This window comes from Pseudomonas sp. GD03875, assembly GCF_029840585.1.
In the GTDB taxonomy this organism is placed as follows: domain Bacteria; phylum Pseudomonadota; class Gammaproteobacteria; order Pseudomonadales; family Pseudomonadaceae; genus Aquipseudomonas; species Aquipseudomonas paralcaligenes.
Map to the genome: position 1 here is coordinate 113,991 of NZ_JAOCCV010000001.1, position 13,678 is coordinate 127,668.

Consider the following 13,678-nt stretch of genomic DNA (forward strand, 5'->3'; position numbering starts at 1 on the left):
CCTACTGACCGAAGAGGTTATTCCAGACACGTTTGATCGGGTTGCTGTCGCGTTCGCGCTCGACCTTGGTGGCCGCGGCGCGGGTGCTGGCGACGCGGGCCTCGTCGAGCAGCCGCTGGTGCTCGCCGCGCATGCGCAGCAGCTCGGTGTTCTGCGGCTCGGCCTCCAGGCCCCGCTCGATCATCGCCAGCGCGCCGGGGAAGTCGCTGCGCCGGTAGGCGCTGCCGGCCAGTTCGCGGTAGCGCAGGGCCACCCGGTTGAGCCCGGCCAGGGCCTCGGCGTTGTCCGGCGACCAGCCGAGCACCTGGCGGAAGTAGTGCACCGCGCTGTCGCCCTCCGGCAGCAGCAGGCGCTTGTCGGCGATGCTCTGCTCCGCCAGCGCCAGGGAGCGGGCGATGCGCGCCGCCAGCAGCCGCTGCAGGCCCTCGAGCGCCCCGGCATGCTGCGGGTCGATGGCCAGAGCCTGGCGATAGTAGAAGTCGGCGTTGTCCTCGGCGGGCTCGGTCAGCAGGCCCTCGGCCAGGCGCTGGTCGGCCTGGACCAGCAGCGCACCGATGCGCGACTCGCGGATGCGCAGCAGGCCATTCAGCGCCTCGCCGTTCTGCTCGTCGAGCGCCAGCACCCGGTTGAAGTAGTGCTCGGCGCTGTCCCCCTCCGGCTCGACCAGATGACCGCTGGCGAAGCGCTGCTCAGCCTCGTCCAGCAACGCCTGGAGCTCCCGGCGCTCCTTGAGGTAGAGGCCGGCGAAGGTCAGGGTGCCGATCAGCACCAGCACGCTCAGGGTCACCAGCAGCGGCATGGCCGAACGGCGGCGGCGCGGCGCGGGCGCCACGGCGATCGGCGCCGCGGGGCGTATCTGGGTCTGTTCCAGATCGCTCAGCTCCACCTCGTCCAGCGCGGCCAGCAGGGCGCGGCAGTCGGCGAAGCGCTGGTCCGGGCTCTTCGTCAGCATGCGCGCCAGCACGCCACGGAAGGCGCCAAGACTGTCCGGCAGCGGCGGCTCCATCTGCACGTGGTTGACCACCGTCTGGGTGTAGTTGCCGCCACGGAAGGGGTTGCTGCCGGTCAGCATCTCCAGAAGGATCACGCCCAGGCTGTAGATGTCGCTGCGCGCATCCAGCGGCTGGCACTGGGCCTGCTCCGGGCTGCTGTAGGCCGGGCTGCCGACGGCGACGCCGAACTGGGTCAGCTCGCTGTCGATGTCCAGGTCCTTGGCCACGCCGAAGTCGGTGAGCACGGCGGTTCCGTCGGCGCGGAACAGCACGTTGGCCGGCTTCACGTCGCGGTGCACCATGCCCTTGTCGTGGACCACGGCCAGGCCGCTGGCGATCTGCCTGGCGATCTCCAGCGCGCGCTCGGGGGCGAACAGCTCGCCCTTGTGCCGCGCCAGGTCGCCGCCCGGCAGGAACTCCATGGCCAGGTAGTGGCGGCCGTCGGCGAGTCGGTCGATGTCGTGGATGGTGATGATGGAGGGGTGGTTGAGCGAGGCGACCATGTGCGCCTCTCTGACGAAGCGCTGGCTGAAGGCTTCGTCCTCGGCGCGGCGCAGCACCTTGATCGCCACCTTGCGGCTCAGCGACTCCTGGGTGGCCAGGAAAATCTCGGCCATGCCGCCCTTGCCCAGTTGTCCATGCACCCGGTAGCCGGGAATCTCAAGCAGAGTGGTGGCCATGATGTCGATCGTTCAGTGCTTGCGGGAGTGGAGCCACCGGCTGAGGAAATTGCGCGGCTTGGCGTCGATCTTCGTCGATTCGGGCAGGCTGTGGCCCAGGACGATGCAGGAGATATTGTCCTTGCCGCCCAGCCGGTTGGCCAGCCCTATCAGTTGCTCGACCAGCTCGTCGAGGGTCGCCGCACCAGCACAGACCTCCTCGATCTGCCCGTCGTTCAACTCGCCGGTCAGACCATCGCTGCACAGCAGCAGCAATTCACCGGGCGCCAGGCGACCTTGCACCCTGCCGACCTCGAGGAACTCCTCGCTCAGCCCCAGGCACTGGGTGACGATATTGCGCCGCGGGTGCTGGCGGGCCTCCTCGACGCTCAGCTCGCCGGCGTCGATCATCGCCTGCACCCAGCTGTGGTCGCGGGTCAGGCGGGCGATCCCGTCCAGAGTGACGAGGTAGGCGCGGCTGTCGCCGATCCAGGCCACCTCGAAGTCGGCACCGGCGAAGCGGGCGGCGACGACGGTGCTGCCCATGCGCCGGCCACCGTTGTCCCTGCCTGCGTCGAGGACCGCCTGGTTGGCGGCGTGGATCGCGGCCTCGAGATCGTCGCCGGCGGCGACGGCCGCGCGCAGGGTGTCCAGCGCCAGCGCGCTGGCCACCTCGCCGAACTGGTGCCCACCCATGCCGTCGGCCACCGCCCACAGGCCGAACTCGGGGAGACAGAGCAAGGCATCCTCGTTGTGCCCGCGCACCCGCCCCGTCACGCTCTGCGCCGCGAACCCTAGGAACTGCATCGACATGACAGTCGCTCACCCTCCGAAATGCATTGCCGCGCATGATGCTGGGCCGGGCCGGCGCTGTCAGCCCGAAGCGCTCGAAGTGTTAAGCAGTCATCAGCGTTCGCGGCGTATCTCGTAGCCGCGCTGCCCCGGATAGCGCTGCACCTCCAGCCCGCCCGGGTACTCGACGCTCTGACGGATGCCGCCGCTCTGAAGCACGGCGGAACCGCCACGTATCTCCACCTGGCTGCGGCCGTAGCCCAGCCCCGGCACCGCGTGGCCACCGTAGAGCGGATAGCTCTGGCTGCGGCTGTAGGTGCTGACGCTGCCACTGGCGCCGGGGCTGACGTATTCGATGGGGATCGGCCGGTATATCGGCTCGGCGGCCAGCACCGCTCCGCTCAGGGCGCCGGTCAGCAGCAGTACGACGATCCGCATGGGAAACCTCCACCTCTTCGATCAGCCGATGCTACGCCCCAAGGCACAGGCTGCGGAGCCTGGCCAGCACCGCGCCACGATTGGCAAGCGGAGCGGCGCCGCTATCATGCGGCGCTTTTTCGGGATGCTATCTCCATGCCCTGGCGCTGTGCCCTGCTGTTGCTCTGCTGTATCGCCCTGCCCGCCCTCGCCGCACCGCCACGCACCTTCGCCGAGGCGAAGAAGATCGCCTGGCAACTCTACGCCCCGCAGTCGGTGGAGTTCTATTGCGGCTGTCGCTACACCGGCAACCGGATCGACCTGAAAAGCTGCGGCTACACGCCCCGCAAGAATCCGCAGCGCGCCGCACGCATCGAATGGGAGCACCTGGTACCGGCCTGGGTCATAGGCCACCAGCGACGCTGCTGGCAGCAGGGCGGGAGACAGCATTGCACACGCAACGACGACACCTTCCGCCGCGCCGAGGCCGACCTGTTCAACCTGGTGCCCAGCATCGGCGAGATCAATGGCGACCGCAGCAACTTCCCCTTCGCCTGGCTGCCGCAGAAGCCTCACCAGTACGGCGCCTGCCCGATGGTGGTCGACTTCAAGGCCGGCAAGGCCATGCCCCGCCCGGAAGTACGCGGCATGATCGCCCGCACCTACTTCTACATGAGCCAGCGCTACGGCCTGCGTCTGTCACGGCAGGAACACCAGCTGTTCGACGTGTGGAACCGGCACTATCCGGCCAAGCCCTGGGAGCGCCAGCGCAACCAGCGCATCGCCTGCGTCATGGGCTGGAGCAACCCCTTCGTCGAAGAAGCGGACCTGCGCGCCTGCCCCCAACCATTTAACGGAAAAGGCAGAAAAGATTAGATAAATGGACGTTTTCCCTGTAGGGTGGCGGGACTGTGTTGCATGTGTCACCGCAAATCGACCGGTTTAGATCTCGGTCCGACCTACCTCGGTTTCTTTACTCTTTGCACTCAGTCATCGCCTGGGCTGTTCCAGCGCTATGTTCACTTTGTTCAAGGAGATATTCCATGTCCGCACGTCAAACCGGCACCGTCAAGTGGTTCAACGACGAGAAGGGTTTCGGCTTCATCACTCCGGAAAGCGGCGCCGACCTGTTCGTGCACTACCGCTCCATCCAGAGCGCCGGCTTCAAGAGCCTGAAGGAAGGCCAACAGGTTTCCTTCATCGCTGTACAAGGCCAGAAAGGCATGCAGGCTGACGAGGTTCAGGTCATCTGACCCTCAGCTCTGCCGAAAAAACCGGCCCACGGGCCGGTTTTTTTATCCCTGTCACTTTTGCTATGCCTTCGTATAGCTCCGACATTCCTCGAGGGGGAAACCATGCGCGTCAAGAAAGTCCAGCAACCCAAGCCGCAACCGGCAGTGGAAACCCGCGAATCCCTCGAAGCCCAAGTAGCCGCCTTCCTCAACTCGGGCGGTGAAATCCAGCAGATCGCCAAGGGCGTCAGCGGCCAATCCTGGTCCGCCCCCAGCCGACACATCGTCATCAGCAGGAAGTAGACCCTTCCAGTAATCGGCAGATAATGGCACTTTGCCCGAACATCCTTGCCGATACGAACAAAGCCCTGCATTCTTGGCTCATAACAATGACAACATGCCATGAGGTAGAGAGCCGCGCTGATGTTCAAGCGACTGCGCAACGACTTTCAGCTGTCCATCATCACGCTGATGGGCATCATCGGGGTGGGTGGCATCACACCCTATGCGTTCTACCGCCTGCTGCACGGCAACCTCATGGTGGGCATTGCCGACACGGTGATCGTGCTATCCACCCTGATCGCCGTCATCTACGCCTGGCGCACCGGTGATACGGAAAAACCCGGCCTCTACCTGGCGGGAGTCTTCTCCGTCGGAGCCACGCTGATCGCCATCAACCTGGGGGTCAACGGCCTCTTCTGGATCTACCCGCTGATCCTCTTCAACTTCTTCATGGTGTCACCAGGCAAGGCGATAGCCGCCAGCCTGCTGGTGCTCGCGGGACTGGTGGGGCACGCCCTGTGGACGCCCGGCAGCGTGTTCGAAAGCCACTACCAGATGGTTTCCTTCCTGGTGACCAATGCCATGGCCGGCGTACTGACCTTCATCTTCGCCTACCGCACCCGCACCCAGCGCGAACAACTGCAACTGCTGGCCATCCAGGACCCGCTGACTGGCGCACGCAACCGGCGAGCGATGAACGAGGAACTGAAGATCGCGGTATCCAGCAAGCGCCGGCATGGACGCAGCTACGGGGTGCTGGTCATGGACCTGGACCACTTCAAGCAGATCAACGACCTGTATGGCCACCAGGCCGGCGACCAGGTGCTGATCGACTACGTGAAGCTGATCAAGGACTGCTCCCGCCAGGAAGACCGGCTGTTCCGCTTCGGCGGCGAGGAGTTTCTCCTGCTGCTTCCGGACACCGATGCACAAGGCCTCGAGGCAGCGGCACAGAACCTGCTGAAGACCGTGCACGAAGGCCTGTGCGGTCCCGGCGGCCCGGTGACTGTCTCCATCGGGGGAGCCCTGCTGAATGCCGAGGAGCCCTGGGGTCACTGGCTGCAGCGTGCGGACCAGTGCCTCTACCAGGCCAAGAAGGAAGGTCGCAACCGCGCCATCATGCACACCGCGACGACCGCCTCCATGGCCTGAAGGCGAATCGAAAGAGAATTCCAGAGTAAGGATATCGGGCATCGAAGATGCCGCACCGTGTCGGCAAGCCCGCGAAGTGGCGCCCCCTGCTGGAGTCGAACCAGCATCTAACCCTTAGGAGGGGTTTATTCTATCCATTGAACTAAGGGGACACATGCTGCCGATAGAACCGCCGACCTCAGCTATCCATTTGAATTATCTGGACAACTTCCTCGTGCAGCGCGCCGTATGCTAACTGGCATCCGCATGTTTGTCATGTGATTTACACCCGCTCTACCGCACACCACGCCCCTTTCCCAGCACCCACCCCAGACGCGCACACTTGCCCAGCTGTTCGCCCTTTGTCGCGTTTTGCCTAACCGAACACATTTCTGACGGCCGGTGCTGGCAATGCGCCTTCACCCGAACCAAAATAAACGACGTATAATTGGCGCCAATTAGCAGGACAACCAGCAAATAACCCGATGCTGCCGCCTCACTGAACGAGCAACAGCTGCTGCGGTCAAACGAGCGACAGTCAGTAGCTGAATGCCAGCATCGCCCTCCTGAACTAACCGGTTTATATATACGCCCCTATGAAACAGGCCATCTATTCCAGCCGCACAGCTGACAAATTCGTAGTCCGCCTCCCTGACGGAATGCGTGAACGCATCGCCGACGTGGCGCGTAACCATCACCGCAGCATGAACTCGGAAATCATCGCCCGCCTGGAACAGAGCCTGGTTCAGGAAGGTGCGCTGGGCGACGAACTCAATCTGCGCCTGGACAGCCCCGAGCTTTCCCTGCATGAACGCGAACTGCTCCAGCGCTTTCGCCAACTCTCCCACCGACAACAGAATGCCCTCGTGGCACTGATTGCCCACGACACGGAGCTTGCCGCCCAGGAAGCCTGAGCCTCCAGCGACGAGCAACAAAAAATGCCAGTCGGCCATGCCGACTGGCATTTTTGTTTTCGGCGCCCCGTTAGAGGAGGAACAGGGTCGCCAGGCCGAGGAAGATGAAAAAGCCGCCGCTGTCGGTCATGGCGGTAATCATCACACTGGCCCCCATCGCCGGGTCCCGCCCCAGACGGATCAGCGTCATGGGAATCAGCACCCCCATGAGTGCGGCGAGCAGCAGGTTGAGCGTCATGGCGCCCGTCATCACCAGCCCCAGCGACCAACTGTCATAAAGCCAGAAGGCGACCACGCCGATCACACCGCCCCACAACACACCGTTGATCAGCGCCACGCCCAGCTCCTTGCGCAGCAGACGTGACGTGTTGCCGGTACTGACCTGGTCCAGAGCCAGGGCACGCACGATCATGGTGATGGTCTGGTTGCCGGAGTTACCGCCGATGCCAGCCACGATCGGCATCAACGCAGCCAGGGCCACCAGCTTTTCGATCGAGCCCTCGAACAGACCGATCACCCGCGACGCCAGGAAGGCGGTGACCAGGTTGACCGCCAGCCACGCCCAGCGGTTGCCGACCGATTTCCACACCGACGCGAAGATATCCTCTTCCTCGCGCAGACCGGCCATGTTGAGCACTTCGCTTTCGCTCTCCTCACGGATCAGGTCGACCATCTCGTCGATGGTCAGACGACCGATCAGCTTGCCGTCCCTTTCCACAACCGGAGCCGAGATCAGGTCGTAGCGCTCGAAGGCCTGGGCTGCATCGTGGGCATCTTCGTCCGGATGGAAGCTCACCGGGTCGCTGGCCATCACCTCGCCGACCTGCTTGTCCGGGTCGTTGACCAGCAGTCGCTTGATCGGCAGCACCCCCTTGAGGATGCCGTCGTAGTCGACCACGAACAGCTTGTCGGTGTGCCCCGGCAGCTCCTTCAGGCGACGCAGATAGCGCAGCACCACCTCGAGACTGACATCCTCGCGAATGGTCACCATCTCGAAGTCCATCAGCGCACCGACCTGGTCGTCCTCGTAGGACAAGGCCGAACGCACCCGCTCACGCTGCTGGGCATCAAGGGATTCCATGAGCTCGAGCACCACGTCGCGCGGCAGCTCGGGCGCCAGGTCAGCCAGCTCGTCGGCATCGAGATCCCTGGCGGCGGCCAGGATCTCGTGATTGTCCATGTCCGCGATCAGCGATTCGCGAACAGCGTCGGATACTTCGAGGAGAATGTCGCCGTCGCGCTCGGCCTTGACCAGCTGCCAGACCGTCAGGCGGTCGCCGAGAGGAAGGGCTTCGAGAATGTGGGCGACGTCAGCGGAGTGCAGCTCATCGAGCTTGCGCTGAAGTTCGACGAGGTTCTGCCGGTGAACCAGGCTTTCCACCAAGTCCTGATGCTGACCTTCCTGGCGATGGGTCAGGCTCTCCACCAGGCGGTGGCGATGCAGCAGTTCGACCACCTGGGCGAGGCGGTCCTGCAGGCTCTCTTGCGGCTTCTTGGCTTCTACTTCAGTCATACGGCACGCTCCACCCCAGCAGCAGGGCGCGCCGCGGGGATCAATCAGTCAAAACGCGATTGGGCGAAGAACAGTTTGGGTAACTACTGGGTAAGTCCATGGTGGCGATCCACGAGCCCCGGCGGGGCTGACACTTCAATGATAGCACTCCCGCCCGCGCCGACGCGACAAAATCAGGGCTAGAACAAGCACTTGCGGCATCCCTCGGCTCGCTTGCCCCTGCCCTTTCCGACGCATCCATCCCATGAGAGGACACGCTGGCGCCAGGAAAAATTCCGGCTAGGCTGGAGAATGAAATCGTCATGGAGGACGAATCATGCTGCGAGTCATCCGCGCCGGAATCTGCGCATCCCTGCTCTACCCCGCCATCGACACCCAGGCCACCACCGTGCTCCGTTGTGAAGACGCCACGGGCCATGTCACCTACACCCTGCACGGCTGCCCGGAGAGCGCCAGCCAGGACCTGCAGGAAGCCCGCAACCCCACGCCTGGTAAGGGCAAGGCTGTACCGCTGGCCAAGACCGGGAAGGCTCGCGCCAAGACAAAAGACGAGAAAGAGGACGAACCACAACTGGTAGTGGTCGGCACCCGGCAGGACGGCTGCGGCAACAGGCTCAGCTCCAGCGAGCGGCGCAGCGCAGTCATTCGCCAGGAGGTGCGCGGCGGCATGAGCCGCCGGGACGTGGAAAGCGCCCTGGGCACGCCGGACAAGGTCACCAGCACCGACGGCCAGACCCGCTACCACTACGCCGACAGGCAAGGGAATCGCCGCCAGGTGACGTTCGACGAGCATGGCTGCGTGAAGGAAAAAGGCAAACGCTGAAAAGCAGAAGGCCCGCATCTCTGCGGGCCTTCCGGGATATGGCGCACTCAGGAGGATTCGAACCTCCGACCGCCCGGTTCGTAGCCGGGTACTCTATCCAGCTGAGCTATGAGTGCGTATGGCGCTTTTAGACCAGATCACCGCTGGTTGAAGCAAAATGGCTTGCATCGCTGCAAGCCATTTCAAGATGGCGCACTCAGGAGGATTCGAACCTCCGACCGCCCGGTTCGTAGCCGGGTACTCTATCCAGCTGAGCTATGAGTGCGTGGGTTGCGCATTATAAAGAGCCTCACCTTACGGTCAAGCACTTTTCCGAATAAGCTCAATGACTTACCGAACCTAGCGCAAACACAACCGGAGTTGTGAATATGGCGGAGAAGGGGGGATTCGAACCCCCGACACCCTTTTGAGGTGTACTCCCTTAGCAGGGGAGCGCCTTCGGCCACTCGGCCACCTCTCCGCAACACGGGGCGCATGATAACCATGTTTTCCCCGTTTGCAAAGACAAAATTTCGAGAAAAATTAGTGGCTTGGTTCGTCGCCCTTCTCTTTCTGGATACGCTGGTAAATCTCCTCACGGTGCACGGCGACTTCCTTCGGAGCGTTGACGCCGATGCGCACCTGGTTACCTTTCACACCCAACACGGTGACAGTGACATCATCACCCACCATCAGGGTCTCTCCGACCCGGCGAGTCAGAATCAGCATTCCTTTCTCCTTACGGATTGAATTACGGGACAACAGTCTGCAAGAAATAAAATGGTGACGGCTCCACGTATATCAAGCGCGGCGCCTTCACCCAAGTATTGACCAGCAAGAGCAAAAGAAAAGTCCCCTGCCAAACCGGCCAAAAACGAGAAAGGCGCGGATGACCGCGCCTTTCGAATAGAACATCACTCGGCCTGTCGGGCCGGGGCATCCAGCTCGAAGGCGGTGTGCAGCGCGCGCACGGCCAGCTCCAGGTATTTCTCCTCGATGACCACGGAGACCTTGATCTCGGAGGTGGAGATCATCTGGATGTTGATGGTTTCCTTGGCCAGCGCCTCGAACATGCGGCTGGCGACGCCCGCGTGGGAGCGCATGCCGACGCCGACGATGGAGACCTTGGCGATGTCGGTGTCACCGATCACTTCACGGGCGCCCAATTCGCGCGCGGTGTTCTCCAGCACGCCCATGGCGTTCTGGTAGTCGTTGCGGTGCACGGTGAAGGTGAAGTCGGTGGTGTTATCGTGGGCCACGTTCTGCACGATCATGTCGACTTCGATGTTGGCGGCGCTGATCGGGCCGAGGATCTTGAAGGCCACGCCGGGGATATCCGGTACGCCACGGATGGTCAGCTTGGCCTCGTCGCGATTGAAGGCGATGCCGGAGATGATCGGCTGTTCCATGGATTCCTCTTCATCAAGGGTAATGAGGGTGCCCGGACCCTCCTGGAAGCTGTGCAGCACGCGCAGCGGGACGTTGTACTTGCCGGCGAACTCCACCGAGCGGATCTGCAGCACCTTGGAGCCGAGGCTGGCCATTTCCAGCATTTCCTCGAAGGTGATCTTGTCCAGGCGCTGCGCCCTGGGCACCACGCGCGGATCGGTGGTGTAGACGCCGTCGACGTCGGTGTAGATCTGGCACTCGTCGGCCTTCAGCGCCGCGGCCAGGGCCACGCCCGTGGTGTCGGAGCCACCACGGCCGAGGGTGGTGATGTTGCCCTCCTCGTCCACGCCCTGGAAGCCGGCGACCACGACCACCCGGCCGGCCTTGAGGTCGGCGCGGATCTTCTGGTCGTCGATCTGCAGGATGCGGGCCTTGGTGTGGGCGTTGTCGGTGAGGATGCGCACCTGGTTGCCGGTGTAGGACACCGCCGGCACGCCACGCTTGATCAGGGCCATGGCCAGCAGGGCGATGGTCACCTGCTCGCCGGTGGAGACCATCACATCCAGCTCGCGCGGGACCGGCTGACCGTCGCTGATCTGCCTGGCCAGGTCGATCAGGCGGTTGGTCTCGCCGCTCATGGCGGAGACCACCACGACGATGTCGTCGCCCTTCTCGCGGAATTTCTTCACCTTGTCGGCCACCTGCTGGATACGCTCCACGGTACCGACTGAGGTGCCCCCAAACTTCTGTACGATCAACGCCATGTCAAAAAGCCGCCTGATTCCTCGAAGGGCGCCCATTAAACCCGCATCGGGTCACACTGCCAAGGCCTGCCGGACGCACTGCGGGCCCTGGTTTCAACGTCTCTAGGCGCCTTGCTCGACGAAGGTCGCCGCCAGTGCCAGCGCCTCGTCCAGCTTGCCGGCATCCACGCCGCCGCCCTGGGCCATGTCCGGGCGGCCACCGCCCTTGCCGCCCACCGCCGCCGCGGCCTGGCGCATCAGGTCGCCGGCCTTGAGCTTGGCGGTCAGATCCTGGGTGACGCCAGCGACCAGCACGACCTTGTCGTCCTGCACGCCGCCGAGCAGGATCACCGCGCTGCCGAGCTTGTTCTTGAGCTGGTCGACCATGGCCAGCAGGGCCTTGCCGTCCAGGCCGTCGAGACGCGAGGCCAGCACCTTGATGCCTTTCACGTCCACGGCCGAACCGGCCAGGTCGTTGCCGGCGGCGCTGGCAGCCTTGGCCTTGAGCTGCTCCAGCTCCTTTTCCAGCTGGCGATTGCGCTCGATCAGGGCGGACAGCTTGTCCAGCACGTTGTCGCGGCTGCCCTTGACCAGCGCGGCCGCTTCCTTGAGCTGCTCCTCGGCGCCGTTCAGCCAGGCCAGCGCATGGGCGCCGGTCACTGCCTCGATGCGACGCACGCCGGCGGCCACGCCGCCTTCGCTGGTGATCTTGAACAGGCCGATGTCGCCGGTGCGCGCCACGTGGGTGCCGCCGCACAGCTCGACGGAGAAGCCGCCGCCCATGCTCAGCACGCGCACCTGGTCGCCATATTTCTCGCCGAACAGCGCCATGGCGCCCTTGGCCTTGGCGGTGTCGATGTCGGTTTCCTCGGTCTCGACCGCGGAGTTGCGGCGGATCTCGGCGTTGACGATGTCTTCCAGCTGCTTCAGCTGCTCGGGCTTGATCGCCTCGAAGTGGCTGAAGTCGAAGCGCAGGCGCTGGCTGTCGACCAGCGAGCCCTTCTGCTGCACGTGCTCGCCGAGCACCTGGCGCAGCGCGGCGTGCAGCAGGTGGGTGGCGGAGTGGTTCAGCGCGGTGGCCTGGCGCACCGAGGCGTCGACCTCGGCCTGCAGCTCGGCACCGACCTTGAGGCCGCCCTGGGCGACGATGCCGTGGTGCAGGAAGGCGCCGCCGACCTTGGTGGTGTCACGCACATCGAAGCGCACGCCGGCGGCGGAGAGGTAGCCGCTGTCGCCGACCTGGCCGCCGGACTCGGCGTAGAACGGCGTCTGGTCGAGGACGATCACGCCCTCCTCGCCCTCGCCCAGGCTGTCGACCGAGCCACCCGCCTTGAACAGGGCGACGACCTTGCCGCTGCCGCTGGTGCCGGCGTAGCCGAGGAAGAGGGTATCGCTGTCGACCTTGACCAGGCTGTTGTAGTCCATGCCGAAGGCGCTGGCGGAGCGGGCACGCTCGCGCTGGGCCTCCATCTCGCGCTCGAAGCCTTCCTCGTCGAGGGTCAGCTCGCGCTCGCGGGCGATGTCGCCGGTCAGGTCCACCGGGAAGCCGTAGGTGTCGTACAGCTTGAACACGATATCGCCGGGAATCACGGTGCCCTGCAGGCCGGACAGGTCCTGCTCGAGAATCTTCAGGCCCTGCTCCAGGGTCTTGGCGAACTGCTCTTCCTCGGTCTTGAGCACGCGCTCGATGTGCGCCTGCTGCTGTTTCAGCTCGGGGAAGGCCTCGCCCATCTCGGCCACCAGGGCCGCGACGATCTGGTAGAAGAAGCTGCCCTTGGCCCCCAGCTTGTTACCGTGGCGGCAGGCGCGGCGGATGATGCGGCGCAGCACGTAGCCACGGCCTTCGTTGGACGGCGTCACACCGTCGGCGATCAGGAAACCGCAGGAACGGATGTGGTCGGCCACCACTTTCAGCGAGGCCTGGGCCTGGTTGGCGCAGCCGATGGCCTTGGCCGCGGCGTCGAGCAGGCTCTGGAACAGGTCGATCTCGTAGTTCGAGTTGACGTGCTGCAGCACGGCGCTGATGCGTTCCAGGCCCATGCCGGTGTCCACGCTCGGCGCCGGCAGCGGGTGTAGCACGCCGTCCGCGGTGCGGTTGAACTGCATGAACACGTTGTTCCAGATCTCGATGTAGCGGTCGCCATCCTCGTCCGGGGAGCCGGGCGGGCCGCCCCAGATGTGCTCGCCGTGGTCGAAGAAGATCTCGGTGCACGGACCGCACGGGCCGGTGTCGCCCATCGCCCAGAAGTTGTCGGAGGCGTAGGGCGCGCCCTTGTTGTCGCCGATGCGCACCATGCGCGCGGCCGGCACGCCGACTTCGTTGGTCCAGATGTCGTAGGCCTCGTCGTCGGTGGCGTAGACGGTGACCCAGAGCTTGTCCTTCGGCAGGTTCAGCCACTTGTCGCTGGTCAGGAATTCCCAGGCGTAGTGGATCGCGTCGCGCTTGAAGTAGTCGCCGAAGCTGAAGTTGCCCAGCATCTCGAAGAAGGTGTGGTGGCGCGCGGTGTAGCCGACGTTTTCCAGGTCGTTGTGCTTGCCGCCGGCGCGCACGCATTTCTGGCTGGTGGTGGCGCGGGTGTAGGCGCGCTTTTCCAGGCCTAGGAAGCAGTCCTTGAACTGGTTCATGCCGGCGTTGGTGAACAGCAGCGTGGGGTCGTTCGCCGGGATCAGCGAACTGGAGGCGACGCGGGTGTGCCCCTTCTCTTCGAAGAAGCGGAGGAAGGCTTCACGGATTTCTGCGCTTTTCATCTATTTCATCCAGGCAAACGGCGGCCACGGCAAAGCCGGCAAAGGGCCGCATTATATAGGCCCG

The 13,678-nt window shown here is 64.2% G+C and carries 13 protein-coding genes and 4 tRNA genes; 6 read left to right on the top strand and 11 right to left on the bottom strand.

All coding sequences use genetic code 11. The annotated features are described in order from the left end of the window. Position 1: 1 nt before the first annotated feature. The 3 genes from N5D30_RS00565 to N5D30_RS00575 form a co-directional block, all read right to left on the bottom strand. Positions 2-1,672 carry a serine/threonine-protein kinase gene (locus N5D30_RS00565; RefSeq protein ID WP_279907211.1) on the bottom strand — a complete coding sequence of 557 codons (1,671 nt, stop codon included), beginning with the start codon at positions 1,670-1,672 and terminating at the stop codon, positions 2-4. Positions 1,673-1,684: 12 nt separating this feature from the next. Further along, positions 1,685-2,464 carry a protein phosphatase 2C domain-containing protein gene (locus N5D30_RS00570; protein WP_279907212.1) on the bottom strand — a complete coding sequence of 260 codons (780 nt, stop codon included), beginning with the start codon at positions 2,462-2,464 and terminating at the stop codon, positions 1,685-1,687. Between the two features lie 93 nt (positions 2,465-2,557). After that, positions 2,558-2,881, bottom strand: coding sequence for a hypothetical protein (locus N5D30_RS00575; protein WP_279907213.1), 324 nt, complete (start codon positions 2,879-2,881; stop codon positions 2,558-2,560). A 135-nt stretch (positions 2,882-3,016) separates the two neighbouring features. Between N5D30_RS00575 and N5D30_RS00580 the strand changes: the two genes are divergently transcribed. From N5D30_RS00580 to N5D30_RS00595, 4 genes are all read left to right on the top strand, one after another. Next, positions 3,017-3,736, top strand: a complete 720-nt coding sequence (locus N5D30_RS00580; protein WP_279907215.1) for an endonuclease I family protein — start codon at positions 3,017-3,019, stop codon at positions 3,734-3,736. A 167-nt stretch (positions 3,737-3,903) separates the two neighbouring features. Beyond that, the gene (locus N5D30_RS00585; protein ID WP_192317070.1) at positions 3,904-4,113 is read left to right on the top strand and encodes a cold-shock protein; all 210 of its coding nucleotides are present in this window, start codon (positions 3,904-3,906) and stop codon (positions 4,111-4,113) included. A gap of 102 nt (positions 4,114-4,215) precedes the next feature. Further along, entirely contained in the window at positions 4,216-4,395 is a 180-nt protein-coding gene (locus tag N5D30_RS00590) for a hypothetical protein (RefSeq protein ID WP_220815015.1), read from the top strand. Between the two features lie 120 nt (positions 4,396-4,515). After that, positions 4,516-5,526: a GGDEF domain-containing protein gene (locus N5D30_RS00595; protein ID WP_279907216.1), complete on the top strand. Its 1,011-nt coding sequence runs from the start codon at positions 4,516-4,518 to the stop codon at positions 5,524-5,526. Positions 5,527-5,603: 77 nt separating this feature from the next. On the opposite strand, the gene N5D30_RS00600 is transcribed toward N5D30_RS00595, so the two are convergent. Then, positions 5,604-5,678, bottom strand: a tRNA-Arg gene (locus N5D30_RS00600). Between the two features lie 423 nt (positions 5,679-6,101). Between N5D30_RS00600 and N5D30_RS00605 the strand changes: the two genes are divergently transcribed. Further along, positions 6,102-6,419, top strand: a complete 318-nt coding sequence (locus tag N5D30_RS00605; RefSeq protein ID WP_220815017.1) for an Arc family DNA-binding protein — start codon at positions 6,102-6,104, stop codon at positions 6,417-6,419. A 70-nt stretch (positions 6,420-6,489) separates the two neighbouring features. On the opposite strand, the gene mgtE is transcribed toward N5D30_RS00605, so the two are convergent. Further along, positions 6,490-7,932, bottom strand: a complete 1,443-nt coding sequence (gene mgtE / locus N5D30_RS00610) for a magnesium transporter (RefSeq protein WP_220815018.1) — start codon at positions 7,930-7,932, stop codon at positions 6,490-6,492. 316 nt (positions 7,933-8,248) lie between these two features. Here mgtE and N5D30_RS00615 point away from each other — a divergent pair, with 316 nt between their 5' ends. Next, positions 8,249-8,755: a hypothetical protein gene (locus N5D30_RS00615; protein WP_279907217.1), complete on the top strand. Its 507-nt coding sequence runs from the start codon at positions 8,249-8,251 to the stop codon at positions 8,753-8,755. Positions 8,756-8,794: 39 nt separating this feature from the next. Here N5D30_RS00615 and N5D30_RS00620 read toward each other — a convergent pair. From N5D30_RS00620 to alaS, 6 genes are all read right to left on the bottom strand, one after another. Next, a tRNA-Arg gene (locus N5D30_RS00620) sits at positions 8,795-8,871 on the bottom strand. 72 nt (positions 8,872-8,943) lie between these two features. Continuing rightward, a tRNA-Arg gene (locus N5D30_RS00625) sits at positions 8,944-9,020 on the bottom strand. 104 nt (positions 9,021-9,124) lie between these two features. Continuing rightward, positions 9,125-9,215 (bottom strand) — tRNA-Ser (locus tag N5D30_RS00630). 62 nt (positions 9,216-9,277) lie between these two features. Continuing rightward, positions 9,278-9,463, bottom strand: coding sequence for a carbon storage regulator CsrA (csrA, locus tag N5D30_RS00635; RefSeq protein ID WP_003244478.1), 186 nt, complete (start codon positions 9,461-9,463; stop codon positions 9,278-9,280). Between the two features lie 185 nt (positions 9,464-9,648). Then, positions 9,649-10,887, bottom strand: a complete 1,239-nt coding sequence (locus N5D30_RS00640; protein ID WP_220815020.1) for an aspartate kinase — start codon at positions 10,885-10,887, stop codon at positions 9,649-9,651. A gap of 102 nt (positions 10,888-10,989) precedes the next feature. Further along, complete coding sequence (alaS, locus tag N5D30_RS00645) at positions 10,990-13,614, bottom strand: alanine--tRNA ligase (protein WP_279907218.1); 2,625 nt, start codon at positions 13,612-13,614, stop codon at positions 10,990-10,992. Positions 13,615-13,678 lie beyond the last annotated feature (64 nt).

Coding starts and splice junctions, on each gene's coding strand:
- N5D30_RS00565 (WP_279907211.1), bottom strand. CDS start 1,672: ATGGCCACCACTCTGCTTGAGATTCCCGGCTACCGGGTGCATGGACAA.
- N5D30_RS00570 (WP_279907212.1), bottom strand. CDS start 2,464: ATGTCGATGCAGTTCCTAGGGTTCGCGGCGCAGAGCGTGACGGGGCGG.
- N5D30_RS00575 (WP_279907213.1), bottom strand. CDS start 2,881: ATGCGGATCGTCGTACTGCTGCTGACCGGCGCCCTGAGCGGAGCGGTG.
- N5D30_RS00580 (WP_279907215.1), top strand. CDS start 3,017: ATGCCCTGGCGCTGTGCCCTGCTGTTGCTCTGCTGTATCGCCCTGCCC.
- N5D30_RS00585 (WP_192317070.1), top strand. CDS start 3,904: ATGTCCGCACGTCAAACCGGCACCGTCAAGTGGTTCAACGACGAGAAG.
- N5D30_RS00590 (WP_220815015.1), top strand. CDS start 4,216: ATGCGCGTCAAGAAAGTCCAGCAACCCAAGCCGCAACCGGCAGTGGAA.
- N5D30_RS00595 (WP_279907216.1), top strand. CDS start 4,516: ATGTTCAAGCGACTGCGCAACGACTTTCAGCTGTCCATCATCACGCTG.
- N5D30_RS00605 (WP_220815017.1), top strand. CDS start 6,102: ATGAAACAGGCCATCTATTCCAGCCGCACAGCTGACAAATTCGTAGTC.
- mgtE (WP_220815018.1), bottom strand. CDS start 7,932: ATGACTGAAGTAGAAGCCAAGAAGCCGCAAGAGAGCCTGCAGGACCGC.
- N5D30_RS00615 (WP_279907217.1), top strand. CDS start 8,249: ATGCTGCGAGTCATCCGCGCCGGAATCTGCGCATCCCTGCTCTACCCC.
- csrA (WP_003244478.1), bottom strand. CDS start 9,463: ATGCTGATTCTGACTCGCCGGGTCGGAGAGACCCTGATGGTGGGTGAT.
- N5D30_RS00640 (WP_220815020.1), bottom strand. CDS start 10,887: ATGGCGTTGATCGTACAGAAGTTTGGGGGCACCTCAGTCGGTACCGTG.
- alaS (WP_279907218.1), bottom strand. CDS start 13,614: ATGAAAAGCGCAGAAATCCGTGAAGCCTTCCTCCGCTTCTTCGAAGAG.